Genomic DNA, 15,719 nt, shown 5'->3' on the forward strand with positions numbered 1-15,719 from the left:
GCTACGCGCCGGGCGAAACCCAGGTGACGATGACGGCCGCGGTGACCGCCAGGACACCCCCGAGGGCGAGCCACCGGGCCCACTCCACCAGCAGCCAGACCGTCCGCGTCCGCTTCTTCTCGTACCGCAGCAGCCGGCCCGCCTCCAGCAGGACCTCCTCCCCGGGCCGTCCGTGCACGGCCACCACTCCCAGCCAGGAGGCGGTGATCAGGGCGAGGAACCCGGTGATCAGCAGTGTGATCACCGTCCAGCGCGGGCCGTCGGCCAGCTTGCTCAGATCCTCCTGGCCTTTCAGTACGAAGACGGCGGTGAGCAGTCCGGTGAGGGAGGCCAGGAAGTTGCGGTAGCCCTCGGCCTGACGCAGTGCGGCCTGCAACTGCCGGTCGGGGGCGGCGCTCTCGCGTGCGCGGCGGTCGGCGTCCCGCAGCTGCTCCGGGGTGGGTGCGGACGTCACGTCGCGGCTCCCGTCGACCGCTCCGGTGGCGGTGCGATGGCCAGCAGGGCGCCGCAGCCCCGGGGCTCGTCCGCGGGCCGGTTCATGTGCAGCGTGCGGCACTGGCACACCGTGTAGTAGGGGGCCGGCCCGGGCTCCCCGCGCCGGCCGAGGAAGCCGCCCTTGGGGACCGGTGGCTGCCCGAAGGTCCACACGCGCGTCATCGCGCAGCCGCACACGGGGCAGGTCCCGGCGGCCTCGTACGTGGTGTCGTCGCCGTCGTGGCGTACGGTCCACCGGAAGGAGAGCACGGCCGCGTGGACCGCGTCGGGGTCGTAGGCGATGGGGGCGGTCATGCGGCGCTTCCTTCCACGGGAGGGAGTTCGAAGGAGAAGAGGGGCGCGTAGCGGCCGAGCCGTACGCGCACCTCGGTCTCGGTCAGGTCGGTCTCCTCCGCGCACAGCGTGATGTGCTCGCGGGTGACCGTGCCGGTCAGGGCGGGAGCGCGGCCGGTGAGCTGCTCGGTGAGGATGATCAGGTCCTGCCAGTCGGGGACCAGCTCGGCCTCCCCGGGCGTCGGACGGCGCACGGTGACCTCCAGCCCCAGGCAGGCCAGGCGGGCGTAGCGGTCGTACGTCTTGCCGAGGGGCCAGTCGAAGCGGCCCGCGGTGCGGACGAGTTCGAGGGGGCCCAGGAGGCCGGGGCCGAGAAGACCGGAGCCGAAGGCGGCGAAGTCGAACAGGTCCGGGGTGAAGTCCTCGAGGGCCGCGAACTCGGGACTGCCGGGTGAGACCGGGAGCGAGGGAGCGCCGAGCGGGGCGAACCGGGACAGGTGCTCGATCGAGGCGGCGAGGGTGCGGCGGGTGTCGCGGGCGTGCGCCAGCAACGGGGGGATCTTCAGTTCACCGCGGAATTCCCCCGGGTTCGCCGTCAGCACCCTGATGTCCTCCGTCGTCGGCCGGAGCCGCAGGGCCTCCGGTCCCGGCCGGGTGACCGGGACCGGCAGGATCTGGTCGGCCAACTGCTCCGCGACGTCCCCCACGGTGCGCCGCTCGGAAGCGCTGATCCGGGCGAGGACGGGCAGCGTCACGCCCCTCTCCTCGTCCCAGCCGCCCACCCGGGTCAGCGGATGGTGCCATCTTTCCAGTTGCCGGATGGTCTGCTCGATACGGCCTTCGAAGGCGGGGGAGAGCAGTCCGCAGGCGTCCAGACGGCGCAGGGCCTCCCGGGCTTCGTCGAGCTCGAACCCGGAAAGCGGCCGTGTGGTGGGCCGCTTGCTTCGGGTGACGGCCCGGACGAACCGCCAGGGCGATACGGTCCCGCCGCCGCGTGCCGCCCTCAGCACCTCTGTCGCCAGGGCCGACGGGATCCAGTCGGCCACCTCCTGCGGCAGCGTGGGGGCGCTCACTCCCGTCACCGGGGTGAGGCAGTTGACGCCCGCCGCCAGATCTCGGGGGCGCACGTCCAGCTCGGCCGCGGACAGGAGGAGATCGGCGACCGTGAAGTCGTCGCCGCGCCAGCGCCTGCCGCGCCGCGCGAAATCGGACGAGCGGGCGAACAGGGTGCGTTCCGCCGGGTGCAGCGGGCCGTGGTCCAGCGCGGCCGGGGCCGGCTCCTGACGCAGGGAGAAACCGAGGGGCGCGAACCGGTGGATGCGCGCCCGCAGCTCACGTAGCGAACCCCCCGGGTCGAGACGGGTGAGGAAGTCGACAAGGGTCAGCGCACCGGGCCAGAACTCGGTCTCCCTCTCCGGACGCGCGAGCGACCTGGCGTCCTCCAGGGTCGGGACCTCGGCGGCCAGGTCGTCGCCCAGCTCGGGAGCGGCGGGCAACTCGGGATCGAGCGCGCGCAGCTCCTCCAGCAGGGCGGCGGCCCGGCCGAGGGTGAGCCGGTGGCGCGCGGCGATCAGCAGCAGCGGCGCGTGCGGGGCGGGGGCGCCCGTGTGGGGGATGCCGGAGGCACGGACCGCGGAACGGTAGGCCGTGTACAGGTCCACCGCCGCCGCCGAGGGCCGCGTGGTCCGCAGAGCGCGGATGTCCGCGATGGAGGGCACCGTGAAGCCGACGATCGCATAGCGGCGCAGCGCCTTCAGGGGCTCCGCCACCGTGGTGCCCGTGCCCAGGGCGGCGTGCAGCACCGTCTCCCAGCCGCTCGGGTCGGCGCGGGTCCGGAACAGGGCCGCGTCCATGCTGCGCGGGACGGGGTACCCCGGAGGCAGGAAGGGCTGTTCCTCCCGTTGCGCTGCCAGCCGGGTGGCCTGCCACTTGCGCAGGAGGACACTCTCCGACTCACCGATGACCCCGCGCCAGCTGCCGGCGTTGTCCCAGAAACCGGCGTCCGCCGGCAGGCAGCCCACCACCGACAGCCGTGTGACGCGCGGCAGGTGGGCACGGCCGTACGGTCTCGACGGCGGTTCGACGCGGGCCATGGCCTCGGGCGGCAGCGCGTCGAGCACCCTGACGGCGAGCAGAAGCGACTTGGCGGCCAGCTCCCACAGCCAGCCGAGCGACACCTCGTTCCACTGCGCCGCCGCTCTGGGCACGGCGTCCAGCAGTTCGGCGGTCACCGCCTCGTGGTCGTAGGAGATGAGCTTGTTGCGGTCGACGCTCGGCTCCGGACGATGCCGCTCCCGGAGGTTGACGACGTAACCGTGCGGTTCTCTCCCGGTGTCGATCACCACGCCGTCCAGCAGCCACTGCCCTCGCCCCTGGACCAGCCAGATGTCGCCTGAGCCCTGGGCGGGGCTGTAGTGCCACGGCTTGTCGGAGGGGGTGACGAGCACCCCCGGCTCCCAGCGCCGCCGCCGCGCCACCGCCCCGGCGGCGTCCAGTTCCACCGCCTCCACCTCGAAGTCCGCCACCCAAAGGAAGGACTCCAGCGTCTCCACCACGGACGGCGGACACGTCTCGTCCTCACCCAGGTACAGCCGCACCCGGGTGCCCCCGTCCAGGCCGACCTGCGGATCGTCGCCGATCCGCAGCAGCCCCGAACCGGACTGGATGTCGGCGCGCAGGGGCTCCAGCCGCACCGCCCGGCCGTAGCGGTCCACCGGGCTGGTCCAGACGACCACTTCCTCGGCCAGCATGAAGTAACTGAACACCCCGATGCCGAAGCGCGAGTTGAGCGGCATCTCGCCGAGTCCGGCACGGCGCCAGTTGCGGCGCTCCTGGACGAACTCGGGATCCTGCTCGTAGCGCTTGCCGGCCCGGGCGAACATCGACGTCAGCTTGGAGCGGTTCATTCCGGAACCGTTGTCCGTGCACTCGATGTACGGTCTGCCGTCGCCGTCCCGGCCCTGGGTGAAGGTGATCTTCGCGGACCAGTCCGGTGCCGGCCGGCCCTGCGTCGCGCCGTACTGACGGCGCATGTCGCGGTACCGGCAGGCGTCCAGGGCGTTCTGGTACAGCTCCCGCACCGCGAGCATCCGGTCGCCGTACAGCTGGGTGCCCATCAGCAGGGGCCGGATCTCGTCCTCGGCCAGCCGGAAGCGCTCCAAGGGCTGCTTGTAGCGGTCGTCCAGGGGCACGAGCTGCCCGCCCGTGACACGGTCGGGCAGACCGCGCAACAAGGCCGGCGGCCCGGTGCGCTGCCTGAGCCACTCCGTGTGCAGGGCGGCCACGGTGCCGTTGGCGCGTGCCGCCAGCTCCTCGACGGCCACGTGCAGCGCCGGATGAGGGCAGGGGAAGCGGACGGTGAGCTCGTAGGAGCAGTCCTCCCGCTCGCCCGGCGGCGTCACGTCGTAGCCGAAGTCGGCGGAGAGCGCGGCCACGACTTCGGCGGGGTCCAAAGGCTCGTGCGCGCCGAGGTGGTCGACCAGGACGCTCGACATCCGGCGCGGGTCGGCGGCCAGCAGACCGGCCGTCCACAGCAGACGTGCGAGGTCGGGGGCCCGCCACTGGTTCCCGGGCACCGGCGGGTACAGGTTCCACTCGTCGCCGCCGCGCGCGTCGTTGATCCGCGGGCTGGTGCTCGGGTGGACCGCCAGATGTCCCAGGACCTGGCGCAGCTGGCCGTCGACGGCGAGCCGGACGGCGTCCCGGGGCGGTGCCGCCGAGGGGTCCGAGGCCGCGTCGAGGACCGCGTCCACCACCAGGTCCAGGATCGTGTCCACCACGGGGTAGGCGCCGGTGCGCTCCCACAGCAGGTCCCACTCAGCGATGAAGCGGTGGCGCAGCCAGTGATCGGCGGCCGCCGCCTGCTCCTTCAGACCGCGCCGGCGCAGTGTCACCGCGGTGCGCCGCACCTGGGAGTGCGCGCGGGCGACATCCCGGGCGGCGTCCCTGACCAGACGGTCGTGGCCGTCGAGGGCGGTGCCGGCGGCACCCTTGCCGTCCATGCCCCCGGGCACGGTGCGGCGCAGCTCCTCCAGCGCGTGGGCGACGATCCCCTCGTGTACCACGGGCGCGGCGAGCAGGGCGGCCGTCTCGGCCGGCGACAGCAGGTCACGCCCTTCGAGGCGGGCCCGCTTCACCAGATTCCCCAGCTGGTCGACGACCCGAACCGGGTAGGTGGGGTCCGACCAGGGATCGGCGCGATGAGCGCCCTCCGTGGCCAGCGAGTCGACGATGTGCTCCACGAGCGCGCCCAGGCGCTTCTTGACCCGGTCGTGCACGGCCGCGCCACCGGAGGTGTACCGCCACAGACAGGACCGGTCGATCATCGTCGTCCAGCGGTACGCCTCCTGCGCGCCCTCGCAGAGCACCGGACCCGGCCCCTCCTCGTTTCGGCCGTGCGGGACGTACCGGTCGACCGTGGGGGGCGGCAGGCCCGCGTCGGACGCGGTCCGGCGTACCGACGCCCGGGTGTAGCGGACGAGATCGGCGAAGGTGATCGGCTGCGTCGTCGGGGCCAGCGCCTTGGCGAGCGCACGGCCGAACCAGCTGCCCTCCTGTGCGTCGGCGTAGGAACGCTCGCCCCGGGCGCAGCTGTACAGCCAGTAGACGTCCTCGGCTGCCGTGAGTACCGTCCGGCGGTCCTGCGCCGACTCGGCCGCCGGCTCCTCGGAGCGGCAGGTGTCCAGGCACACCACGGTCGTCACCGAGCCGGGCAGGCCGTCGAGCAGCCCTTCCGGGTCGGCGGGTATCAGCGTGCGCTTCAGCAGGGAGCGGCCACCGTCCGGCGTCGCCCGGCCCGGCTGCGCGTCGGCGGGCAGCAGGTAGTCCCGTTCGCCGAGCACCGCGCCGTGGCAGGACAGGTAGAGGAAGGCGGTGTCCCCCGGTGCGCACTCCTCGAAGAACTCCTGGAGGACCCCCAGCAGCTCGGCGCCGCCCGGATCCGGCACCTGGCGCACGTCGTAACCGGACTGGCGCAGTGATCTGCCCACCAGCTCGACGTCCTCCAGGGCGCCGTCCAGGCGAGGGAAGCGCCGGGCCAGCTCCTCGTCCCTCTCCAGGGCGGGCGTGCGCCCGACCCCGACGACCAGCGCGCGCCGCCTGCCCTGGGAAGCTGCCTCGGCCTGACCGGACTCCACTCGTCCCCCCTCGTACGACACCCCGAGCACACCATTTTCGCAGAGCGCGGGGGCCACGGTGCGGGACTCGTGCGGTGCCGCGGACTTCCGCGGCGCGGGTGGGTGCGGTGCCAGGCCGGCCGGGCGGAAAGCGTCAGAGGGGCCGGGCCGGCGGACCGGTCCTCAGGTGTCGCACTCCCACACCGTCCGGCACAGCGCGCACCGCGCCCGCACCCGCCCGCGCACCGGCACCCTGATCCGCTGCCGGCACGTCGGGCAGGGGAAGGACACCCGCAGCGGACCGTGGCCGTCGGGTGTGAACGCGTACGGCACCTCCGCCCCCGGACCGGTGCCGGGGCGGTCCTGGGCATGGCGGCGGTCCCGCGCGTAGCGGCGGCGGCCCGCCCAGCCGGCCGCCGTCAGCGGCGGCTGCTGCTCGTCCCGGCGGGCCTGCGCCATGCCCTTGACGTACGCCGTGTACGCCTGCGGGCTGGTGAACCACACCGACGGATCCTCGTGGAAGACCAGCGCCCGCTTGGCCAGGACGTAGCCGAACTCCTCCGGCGTCAGGTAGCCGAGCTTCTGCGACGTGGCCGCGTCCTCCCGGTAGGCGTCCAGCAGCAGCCATCCCGCGCCCAGGTACGTCGTCACCGTGTCCGTCAGGATCTCGTTGTCCCGCGTCCCGGGGAAGGACAGGCCCAGACGGTGCAGATACACGTGCGTCACCTCGTGCGCGAGAGCCGCGCCGATGTCCCGGCGGTGCGTACGGAAGCGGTCGTTCAGCTCGATGAAGTACTCCGGGCCGGCGGCCAGTTCGACGTTGGCCGCGTGTGTCATCTCCCGGAAGCCGACGATCATCCGGGCGTCCGGCAGACGGTAGTGCCGCACCAGCTCCCGGGCCACCCGCTGCGCCCCCAGATACAGGTCGTCGGTGTCGCAGAACGCCACGTCGGCCGGGGCCACGCTGGTGGAGAACGTCCGGATGGTGTCGCACGACAGCCGTCTGTACAGCGCGGTGATGGCGGCCCGCACCGTCTCCAGGTGCGGGTAGCCGTGTTCGACCGGTCCGCCGTTCGCCACGTCCGACCCCCAAGACGCCTGAACCCGACTCCACTGTACGAGCCGGGCGCGTCCGGGGCCCGCCCACCGGCCGGAAACCGGCCGCCACCGGGCCCGGCGCGGCCGGGGCCATCCGGACCGTGACCGGCGCGCGGGGCCCTCCGCCGGGGGGGCGCCCGGCGGCCCCGGGGCCCTGTACGTCGCCGAGGCCGCCAAAGCCGCCAAGGCCGTCCGGGCCGCCGAAGACACGAAGGTGAAGGCCATCAGGGAATGAGACGGTCCGCCGCGGTCCGCGGTCCGCCCGTAGGCTGACCCCTCATGACCACCAGCAACACCGGTACCGGTGACGTCGACGCCGCCGTCCGCGAGGAGCTGGCGCGGCTGCGCGACAGCATCGACAACATCGACGCGGCCGTCGTCCACATGCTCGCCGAGCGCTTCAAGTGCACCCAGCAGGTCGGCCACCTCAAAGCCCGCCACCAGCTGCCGCCCGCCGACCCCACCCGCGAGACCCGGCAGATCGAGCGCCTGCGCGCGCTCGCCGAGAGCGCCAAGCTGGATCCGGCGTTCGCGGAGAAGTTCCTGAACTTCATCATCGCCGAGGTGATCCGCCACCACGAGCGCATCGCCGAGGACACCGGCAACGGGCGCGCTCTTGAGGCCGGCTGACCCGGGACGGCCCGGGGATGCCCCGGGGCCGCCCCGGGGCATCCCCGCGGCGGGCGGGGCGGCGGCCCGCGGCCCGGCATACGGGCTGTGCCCCGGTCCCGCCGCCCCGCCCGCACGGCGGGGGCACCGGCCCCGGGGGGCGCACGCCCGGGGAACGCGGTGGCCCGCGGGGAGACCGGACCCCGCCCGTGTTACCCGTCCGCCCCTGTGCCCGCCCAGCCGTATCAGGCAGCATGTGCAGCATGTCCGTACTGACGCGCGACGAAGCGCAGACCCGTGCCCAGCTCCTCGACGTCCACCACTACGCGATCGAACTCGACCTGACCGGTGGCGACGAGACCTTCGACTCCCGCACCGCCATCCGGTTCACCGTCCGCGACGGTCAGGACGCCACGGACACCTTCGTCGAGGTCAAGCCCGCCGAGCTGCGCTCCGTCACCCTGGACGGACAGCCGCTGGACCCGCAGACCCTGGACGGGAACCGGCTGCCGCTGAAGAACCTCACCCCCGGCGCCCACGAACTGCGCGTCGACGCCGCCATGCGCTACTCCCGCACCGGCGAGGGCATGCACCGCTTCACCGACCCCGCCGACGGCGAGACCTACGTCTACACCCAGATGTTCATGGACGACGTCCAGCGCGTCTTCGCCGCCTTCGACCAGCCCGACCTCAAGGCCGTCTTCGACCTGACCGTCAAGGCCCCCGCCGGCTGGAACGTCCTCGCCAACGGGGTCACCGAACACACCGGCGAGGGCGTCTGGCGGGCCGCCGCCACCCCCCTGATCTCGACCTACCTCGTCGCCGTCGCCGCCGGACCCTGGCACTCCGTCCGCACCGAGCACCGCGGCCTGCCCTTCGGCATCCACTGCCGCCGCTCCCTCGCGCGCCACCTCGACGCCGACGCCGAGGAACTCCTCGACGTCACCCGCGCCTGCTTCGACCGCTACCACGAGAAGTTCGACGAGCCCTACCCCTTCGACTCCTACGACCAGGCGTTCGTCCCCGAGTTCAACGCCGGCGCCATGGAGAACCCCGGCCTCGTCACCTTCCGCGACGAATTCGTCTACCGCTCCGCCGTCACCGACGCCGAACGGCAGACCCGCGCCATGGTCATCGCCCACGAGATGGCCCACATGTGGTTCGGCGACCTCGTCACCCTGAAGTGGTGGGACGACATCTGGCTGAACGAGTCCTTCGCCGAGTACATGGGCTATCAGATCACCGCCGAAGCCACCCGCTTCACCGGCCCCTGGACCGAGTTCGGCGTCGCCCGCAAGGCCTGGGGCTACGACGCCGACCAGCGCCCCTCCACCCACCCCGTCGCCCCCGAGAACGTCGAGGACACCGCCTCCGCCCTCCTCAACTTCGACGGCATCTCCTACGCCAAGGGCGCCTCCGCCCTGCGCCAGCTCGTCACCTGGCTCGGCGAGAAGGACTTCCTGGCCGGCATCAACACCCACTTCGCCCGCCACCGGTTCGCCAACGCCACCCTCGCCGACTTCATCGACTCCCTCGCCAGCGCCACCGACCGCGACGTCCACGCCTGGGCCGACGCCTGGCTGCGCACCACCGGCGTCGACACCCTGACCCCCACCGTCACCCCCGGCGCGAACGGCACCTGCGCCCTCACCGTCGGCCACACCGGCAGCCGCCCCCACCGCATCGCCGTCGGCCTCTACGACCGCGACCTCGGCGACGAGGGACGCCTCACCCTGCGCGAACGCCTCGACCTGGACGTCCCGCAGACCGAACCCCGTTCCATCGGCAAGCGCCCCGCGCTGCTCCTCCTCAACGACGGCGACCTCACCTACACCAAGGTCCGCTTCGACCCCGAATCCTTCGCCACCGTCCGCGCCCACCTCTCCGGCCTGCCCGACCCCCTCACCCGCGCCGTCGTCTGGAACGCCCTGCGCGACGCCGTCCGCGACGGCGAACTGGCGCCGGCCGAGTACCTGGACGCCGCCCGCACCCACCTCCCGCACGAGACCGACCTCGACCTCGTCGAAGGCGTCCTCGCCTTCGCCACCAGCCACATCGCCGACCGCTACCTCACCCCGGAACAGCGGCCCGCGGCCCTGGCCACCCTCACCGCCCTGTGCCGCGACCTCATCCGCCGCACCGAGGACGGCGACCACCCCGGGCTGCGCCTGATCGCCGTACGCCACTTCATCGACGTCGCCGCCCAGCCCGACACCATCAGCGCCTGGTTCTCCGAAGGCACCGTCCCCGGCGGCCCCGAACTCGACCCCGAGCTGCGCTGGCGCGTCCTCGGCCGCCTCGCCGTCCTCGGCGCCATCGACGACGCCGTCATCGACGCCGAACTCGTCCAGGACCCGAGCGCCAGCGGCCAGGAAGGCGCCGCCCGCTGCCGCGCCGCCCTGCCCGACCCCGAGGCCAAGCGCCGCGCCTGGGCGGAGATGTTCACCGGCGACGACCTGTCCAATTACCTGTTCACCGCCACCGCCCAGGGCTTCTGGCAGCCCGAGCAGGCCGACCTGGTCCGCGCCTACGTGCCGCGCTACTACACCGACGCGGTCGCCGTCGCCGCCCGCCGCGGCCCCGCCATCGCCGACGCCGCCGGCCGCTGGGCCTTCCCCGCCCACGCCGTCGACGCCGAGACGCTGCGGCTGGGCGAGGAGTGCCTGCGCGACGCCGGCCCCGTCCCGGCGCTGCGCCGCAAGCTCGCCGACCAGCTCGACGACCTCGCGCGGGCCCTGCGCGTCCGCCAGGCGTAGCGCCCGCCCCGCGGACCGCCGCGGGCCGCGGCACGGCACGCCCGCCGCGCCGCCGGCCTCGGTGCGGGAACGGGCGCCCGCCTCACCGGGCGCCCGGCGTCCGCCCCGCCCGTCCCGCCGTACCGCCGCCCGCCACCGGGTCGCGGGGCACGGTGATGGCCAGGACGGCCGTGTCGTCGTCCACGCCACCGCCCAGGGCGGTGAGCAGGTCGCTCAGGGCCTCCACGGTGGCGGACGCGGTGGTGGGGGCCAGGGCGCGCGCGAAGTCCAGCAGCGCGTCGTCGCCGTAGCGTCCGCCGGACCGGTCGGTGCGGGCCTCGGTGAGGCCGTCGGTGTAGAGGAGCAGGGTGTCGCCCGGTCCGAGGCGGAGCGTGGTGGTGGCGATGTGGGCGTCGGGCAGGACACCGATGAGCTGCCCGCCCGGAGTGGGCAGGTAACGCGCGCTTCCGTCGGCGCCCATCAGCACGGCGGGCGGGTGACCGCCGCTGGCCAGGGTGATGTGGAAGCCGCCCGCGGCGGCGTCGGGGGTGAGCAGGCCGAAGACGACCGTGCAGAACCGTGGATCCGCGCTGTTCTGATCCTGGTTGAGGACGGTGTTGAGGTTGCCGAGGACGGCGGCCGGATCCCGGTCGTAGACGGCGGCCGCCCGCAGGGTGTAGCGGGTGAGCGAGGTGACGGCCGCCGCGGCGGCGCCCTTGCCGCACACGTCGCCGAGGAACAGTCCCCACGCGTCGGCGGACAGGGGGAACAGATCGTAGAAGTCACCGCCGACCTCGTCGACGGAGGCGATGTGGTAATACGCGGCCACGTCCAGGCCGGGCACGTCCTCCAGCACGGGCGGCAGCAGGGTCCGCTGGAGCGTGGTCGCCAGACGCTGGAGGCGCTCGCGTTCGCGGTCGGCCTCCTGCCGGGCGCGCAGCAGTTCCCGCTCGTAGGCGCGGCGGTCGCGGGCGTCGAAGACGGTGGTGCGGATCAGCAGCGGCTCGCCGTCGCTCCCGGTCTTGAGGACGGAGGTCACCAGGACCGGCAGCCGGCTGCCGTCGGCCGTCTTCAGCTCCAGGGCGATGCCGCTCAGCTCACCCTGCATGCGCAGCAGGGGAGCGAAGTGCGTCTCGTGGTACAGCTGGCCGCCGACGGTGAGGAGATCGGCGAACCGCATGCGGCCGACCAGATCCTCGCGCCGGTAGCCGAGCCAGTCCAGCAGGGTCCGGTTGACCTTGGCGATCTGCCCGTCCAGCAGGGTGGAGAGATAGCCGCAGGGCGCGTTCTCGTACAGATCCTCGGCGCTGTCCTCCAGCAGGGCGGAGAAGAGCGCGGGCTCACCGGCGGCCTCCGGCTCGCCCTCGCGGCCGTCACCGGTCCCGTCCCTCACCGGCTCACTCCGGCGGCGAACGACGCGATGGCCGCGGCGGTCGCCTCCGGGGCGCTGAGCTGGGGGCAGTGCCCCGTCGCGGCCAGGGTGACCAGCTCGCTGCCGGGGATCTCCGCGTGCACGAAAGCGCCCACCTCCCGCGGAGCGATCGCGTCGCTGGAGCACTGCGCGACCAGGGTCGGCAGGCGCACCTTCGCCAGGTCGGCGCGGTTGTCCGACAGGAACGTGGCCCGGGCGAAGACCCGGGCGATGTCCGGATCGGTCCGGCAGAAGCTGTTGGTCAGCTCCTCGCCCAGCTCGGGCCGGTCCGGGTTGCCCATGATGACCGGGGCCATCGTGGCCGACCAGCCCAGATAGTTCGCCTCCAGCGACTCCAGCAGCTCGTCGATGTCCTCGGCGCTGAACCCGCCCCGGTAGCCGGCCGCCGGATCGTCGATGTAGCAGGGCGAGGGCGTGAGCAGGACCAGTCCCGAGAAGCGCTCCGGCTCGGCGGCGGCGGCCAGCACGCCGATCATGGCGCTCACCGAATGCCCCACGAAGACCACCGGCCCCAGGGCCAGCTCCTCGCATATCTCCAGCACGTCCTCCGCGTAGCCGTCCAGCGAGGCGTACCGCTCCTCGCTCCACGAGGACAGGTCCGACCGGCCTGCGCCGACGTGGTCGAAGAGGACAACCCGGAAATCCCGCTCCAGCGCCGGAACCACCAGGCGCCACATGTTCTGGTCGCACCCGAACCCGTGCGCCAGCATCACCGCCGGACCGTCTTCCGGGCCAGTCACCGTCACACGGTTTCTGCGTCGCACGTCCATACGGACAATTTTCGCATCCCCCCCGTTGCGGCGCCGTAAGCGATCACGCCGGCCCGGTGACGGCGGCGGTCCCGGGGCACCGCCGGCCCCACTGTCCGCCGACGCCGGGGACCCGGGGGTCCCGGGGACACGGTCCCCGCCCGCCGGCCTCACCGGTCGCGCCCGCCCACGCCACCGCGTCACCGGGTTCCCCGCCGCCCCCGGCACGCGCGCCTCACACGGCAGTGCACGGCAGTACACCCTTTCGGGTTGTGATCGCTGACCTGTCCGGGTGTATCCGCCCACCCGCGTACAAGCTGGGAGCATCCCGGCCGGACGTCCCCGCCGCGCGCTTGGAGGAACACCCATGAGCACGCCGCCCCTGGCCTCGGGCCCCGACGGCCCCCACGCCCTGCGCCCCCTCCTCGACACCGTCCTCGACGCCCTCCGCGCCGGTACCCGTGCCCGTGGCGCCCCGCTGCCCGCGGGCGGACCCGAGGCGGTCGCCCGGCGCGTCCGGGAGGCGGCCGGCGACATCCTGCCCGAGACCGGCGACCCCGACGCCCTGCGCAGTCTCGTCACCGTGCTCGCCGAAGGCGCCGCCGACCCCGCCCACCCCCTGTGCACCGCCCATCTGCACGGCCCGCCCCTCGCCGTCGCCACCGCCGCCGACCTGGCCGCCACCGCCCTCAACCCCTCCCTCGACTCCTGGGACCAGGCCCCCGCCGCCTCCGCCCTGGAAACCCTCGTCACCCGCGCGCTCGCCCAGGAAGCCGGAGCCGCCGACGCCCTCGTCACCACCGGCGGCACCGAGTCCAACCACCTCGCCCTCCTCCTCGCCCGCGAAGCCCGCGGCGGCAGCGTCCAGGTGATCCGCGGAGCCAACGCCCACCACTCCCTGGCCCGGGCCGCCTGGCTGCTGGGCCTGCCCGAACCCGCCGTCGTCCCCGCCCCCGCCGGCACCCTCGACCCGGTCGCCCTCGACGAGGCCCTCACCCGGCTCCCCGGCCCCCACCTGGTCACCGCCACCGCCGGCACCACCGACGCCGGACTCATCGACCCCCTCCCCGAGATCGCCGCCCGCTGCGCCGCCCACCGCGCCCGCCTCCACATCGACGCCGCCTACGGCGGAACCCTCCTGTTCAGCAGGCGGCACCGCGCCAAACTGACCGGCCTCCACGCCGCCGACACCATCGCCCTGGACCTGCACAAACTCGGCTGGCAACCCGCCGCCGCCGGACTCCTCACCGTCAAGGACCCCGCCGACCTCGCCCCGCTGAACCACCACGCCGACTACCTCAACGCCGACGACGACACCACCGCCGGCTTCCCCGACCTCCTCGGCCGCTCCCTGCGCACCACCCGCCGCCCCGACATCCTCAAGATCGCCGTCACCCTCAAAACGCTCGGCCGCAGCGGCCTCGGCGCCCTCATCGACCAGGTCTGCGCCCGCGCCCGGGAATTCGCCGCCCTCGTCCACCACCACCCCCGCTTCGACCTCCACGCCCCACCCACCATCAGCACCGTCCTCTTCCGCCCCGCCGGCGCCACCGACGACACCGTCGCCGCCGTACGCCGCGCCCTGCTCACCCGCGGACACGCCGTCCTCGGCCGCGCCCGCATCGACGGACGCCTCTGGCTCAAGGCCACCTTCCTCAACCCGGCCACCGGCCCCGGCGACCTGACCGCCCTGCTCACCCTCGTAGAAGGACACACCCCCCGATGACCCCCCACTTCCCGTACCGCGAGCCCGCCGCCCCCCGCGACCTCGTCGGCATCGGCATCGGCCCCTTCAACCTGTCCCTCGCCGCCCTCGCCCACCCCCTCGCCGAACTCGACACCGCCTTCTACGACCGGAGCCCCGCCTTCCGCTGGCACCCCGGCCTCCTCATCGACGACAGCACCATCCAGGTCCCCTTCCTCGCCGACCTCGTCACCCTCGCCGACCCCGCCAGCCCCTGGACCTTCCTCAACTACCTCAAGACCCGCGAACGCCTCTTCCCCTTCTACTTCGCCGAGCGCTTCCACATCCGCCGCACCGAATACGACGCCTACTGCCGCTGGGTCGCCGACAGCCTCCCCGCCCTCCACTTCGGCCACCACGTCGACGCCGTCCGCTGGAACCCCGAACGCGACGTCTTCGAGGTCGACCACACCCGGCTCGGCCCCGACGGGCAGCCGGAAGCCCACGGCCGCACCCACACCCGCAACGTCGTCCTCGGCATCGGCACCGAACCCCACATCCCCGACCCGCTCAGACCCCTCGCCGACACCCCCGGCGTCCCCGTCGTCCACGCCGCCGACTATCTCCACCACCGCGACACCCTGCTCGCCGCCGGCCACATCACCGTCATCGGCACCGGCCAGTCGGGCGCCGAGATCTTCCTCGACCTGCTCCGCCACCGCCCCGCCGGCCGCGAACGCGTCCACTGGCTCGGCCGCACCGGGGCCTTCGCCCCCATGGAGTACTCCAAACTCGGCCTCGAACACTTCACCCCCGACTACACCCGCTACTTCCACGGCCTCGACGAATCCGTCCGCGACCGGCTCGTCCCCGCCCAGTGGCAACTCCACAAGGGCATCGACACCGACACCCTCGCCGCCATCCATGACGAGCTCTACCGCCGCACCCTGCACGGCGGCTGGCCCGACGCCGTCCTCACCCCGGGCGTCCACGTCCGCACCGCCGGCCGCTTCGCCGCCACCCGGATCGAGCTCCACCTCGAACACGTCCAGCAGCACACCCGCACCCGCCTCACCACCGACGCCGTCGTCCTCGCCACCGGCTACCGGCAGCGCCCCCTCGACGGACTCCTCGCCGGCCTCGACCCCTACCTGTGCCGCGACAGCAGCGGACGGCCCCGCGTCGACGCGCACTTCCGGCTCGCCCTCGACCCCCGCATCACCGCCTCCGGCTGCCAGGTCTACGTCCAGAACGCCGAGATCCACACCCACGGGGTCGGCACCCCCGATCTGGGGCTCGCCGCCTGGCGCAGCGCCACCATCCTCAACACCCTCACCGGCAAGGAGCCCTACCCCCTGCCCGCCCGCACCGCCTTCACCACCTTCGGCCTCCAGCCCCACCACCACCCCCACATCCCGCCCACCCGGCAACCGGCACCCACCCTCATCCCACTCGTCGACCAGCGGTGAGACCGGCGGTCGCACAAGGGCGGCGGCCCCGTGGAAGCCGGACCCGCTCCCACACGACCGC

Annotated in this window: 10 protein-coding genes; 4 read left to right on the forward strand and 6 right to left on the reverse strand. The window is 73.6% G+C overall.

Translation table 11 applies throughout. The annotated features are described in order from the left end of the window. Window position 1: 1 nt before the first annotated feature. The 4 genes from AB0L74_RS11355 to AB0L74_RS11370 form a co-directional block, all read right to left on the reverse strand. A complete protein-coding gene (locus tag AB0L74_RS11355; protein ID WP_365648832.1) occupies window positions 2-454 on the reverse strand; it encodes a hypothetical protein in 453 nt (150 codons plus the stop codon). Continuing rightward, window positions 451-789: a hypothetical protein gene (locus AB0L74_RS11360; protein WP_365648835.1), complete on the reverse strand. Its 339-nt coding sequence runs from the start codon at window positions 787-789 to the stop codon at window positions 451-453. The genes AB0L74_RS11355 and AB0L74_RS11360 overlap by 4 nt, the downstream gene beginning before the upstream one ends. After that, entirely contained in the window at window positions 786-5,903 is a 5,118-nt protein-coding gene (locus AB0L74_RS11365) for a caspase family protein (RefSeq protein ID WP_365648838.1), read from the reverse strand. The genes AB0L74_RS11360 and AB0L74_RS11365 overlap by 4 nt, the downstream gene beginning before the upstream one ends. A 162-nt stretch (window positions 5,904-6,065) precedes the next feature. Further along, the gene (locus tag AB0L74_RS11370; RefSeq protein ID WP_365648841.1) at window positions 6,066-6,962 is read right to left on the reverse strand and encodes a hypothetical protein; all 897 of its coding nucleotides are present in this window, start codon (window positions 6,960-6,962) and stop codon (window positions 6,066-6,068) included. 297 nt (window positions 6,963-7,259) lie between these two features. Between AB0L74_RS11370 and AB0L74_RS11375 the strand changes: the two genes are divergently transcribed. Both AB0L74_RS11375 and pepN read left to right on the forward strand, forming a co-directional pair. Further along, entirely contained in the window at window positions 7,260-7,610 is a 351-nt protein-coding gene (locus AB0L74_RS11375) for a chorismate mutase (RefSeq protein WP_365648844.1), read from the forward strand. Window positions 7,611-7,852: 242 nt separating this feature from the next. Next, window positions 7,853-10,345 carry an aminopeptidase N gene (gene pepN, locus AB0L74_RS11380; RefSeq protein ID WP_365648847.1) on the forward strand — a complete coding sequence of 831 codons (2,493 nt, stop codon included), beginning with the start codon at window positions 7,853-7,855 and terminating at the stop codon, window positions 10,343-10,345. A gap of 82 nt (window positions 10,346-10,427) precedes the next feature. Here pepN and AB0L74_RS11385 read toward each other — a convergent pair whose 3' ends face one another. Both AB0L74_RS11385 and AB0L74_RS11390 read right to left on the reverse strand, forming a co-directional pair. After that, complete coding sequence (locus tag AB0L74_RS11385; protein WP_365648850.1) at window positions 10,428-11,717, reverse strand: SpoIIE family protein phosphatase; 1,290 nt, start codon at window positions 11,715-11,717, stop codon at window positions 10,428-10,430. Continuing rightward, complete coding sequence (locus AB0L74_RS11390) at window positions 11,714-12,526, reverse strand: alpha/beta hydrolase (protein ID WP_365648853.1); 813 nt, start codon at window positions 12,524-12,526, stop codon at window positions 11,714-11,716. The genes AB0L74_RS11385 and AB0L74_RS11390 overlap by 4 nt, the downstream gene beginning before the upstream one ends. A 346-nt stretch (window positions 12,527-12,872) precedes the next feature. On the opposite strand from AB0L74_RS11390, the gene AB0L74_RS11395 reads away from it, so the two are divergent. Both AB0L74_RS11395 and AB0L74_RS11400 read left to right on the forward strand, forming a co-directional pair. Further along, complete coding sequence (locus tag AB0L74_RS11395; protein ID WP_365648856.1) at window positions 12,873-14,231, forward strand: aminotransferase class V-fold PLP-dependent enzyme; 1,359 nt, start codon at window positions 12,873-12,875, stop codon at window positions 14,229-14,231. Further along, complete coding sequence (locus AB0L74_RS11400; RefSeq protein WP_365648859.1) at window positions 14,228-15,658, forward strand: SidA/IucD/PvdA family monooxygenase; 1,431 nt, start codon at window positions 14,228-14,230, stop codon at window positions 15,656-15,658. Before AB0L74_RS11395 ends, AB0L74_RS11400 begins: the two co-directional genes overlap by 4 nt. Window positions 15,659-15,719: the final 61 nt, after the last annotated feature.

Source organism: Streptomyces sp. NPDC052020, assembly GCF_040680575.1.
Classification (GTDB): domain Bacteria; phylum Actinomycetota; class Actinomycetes; order Streptomycetales; family Streptomycetaceae; genus Streptomyces.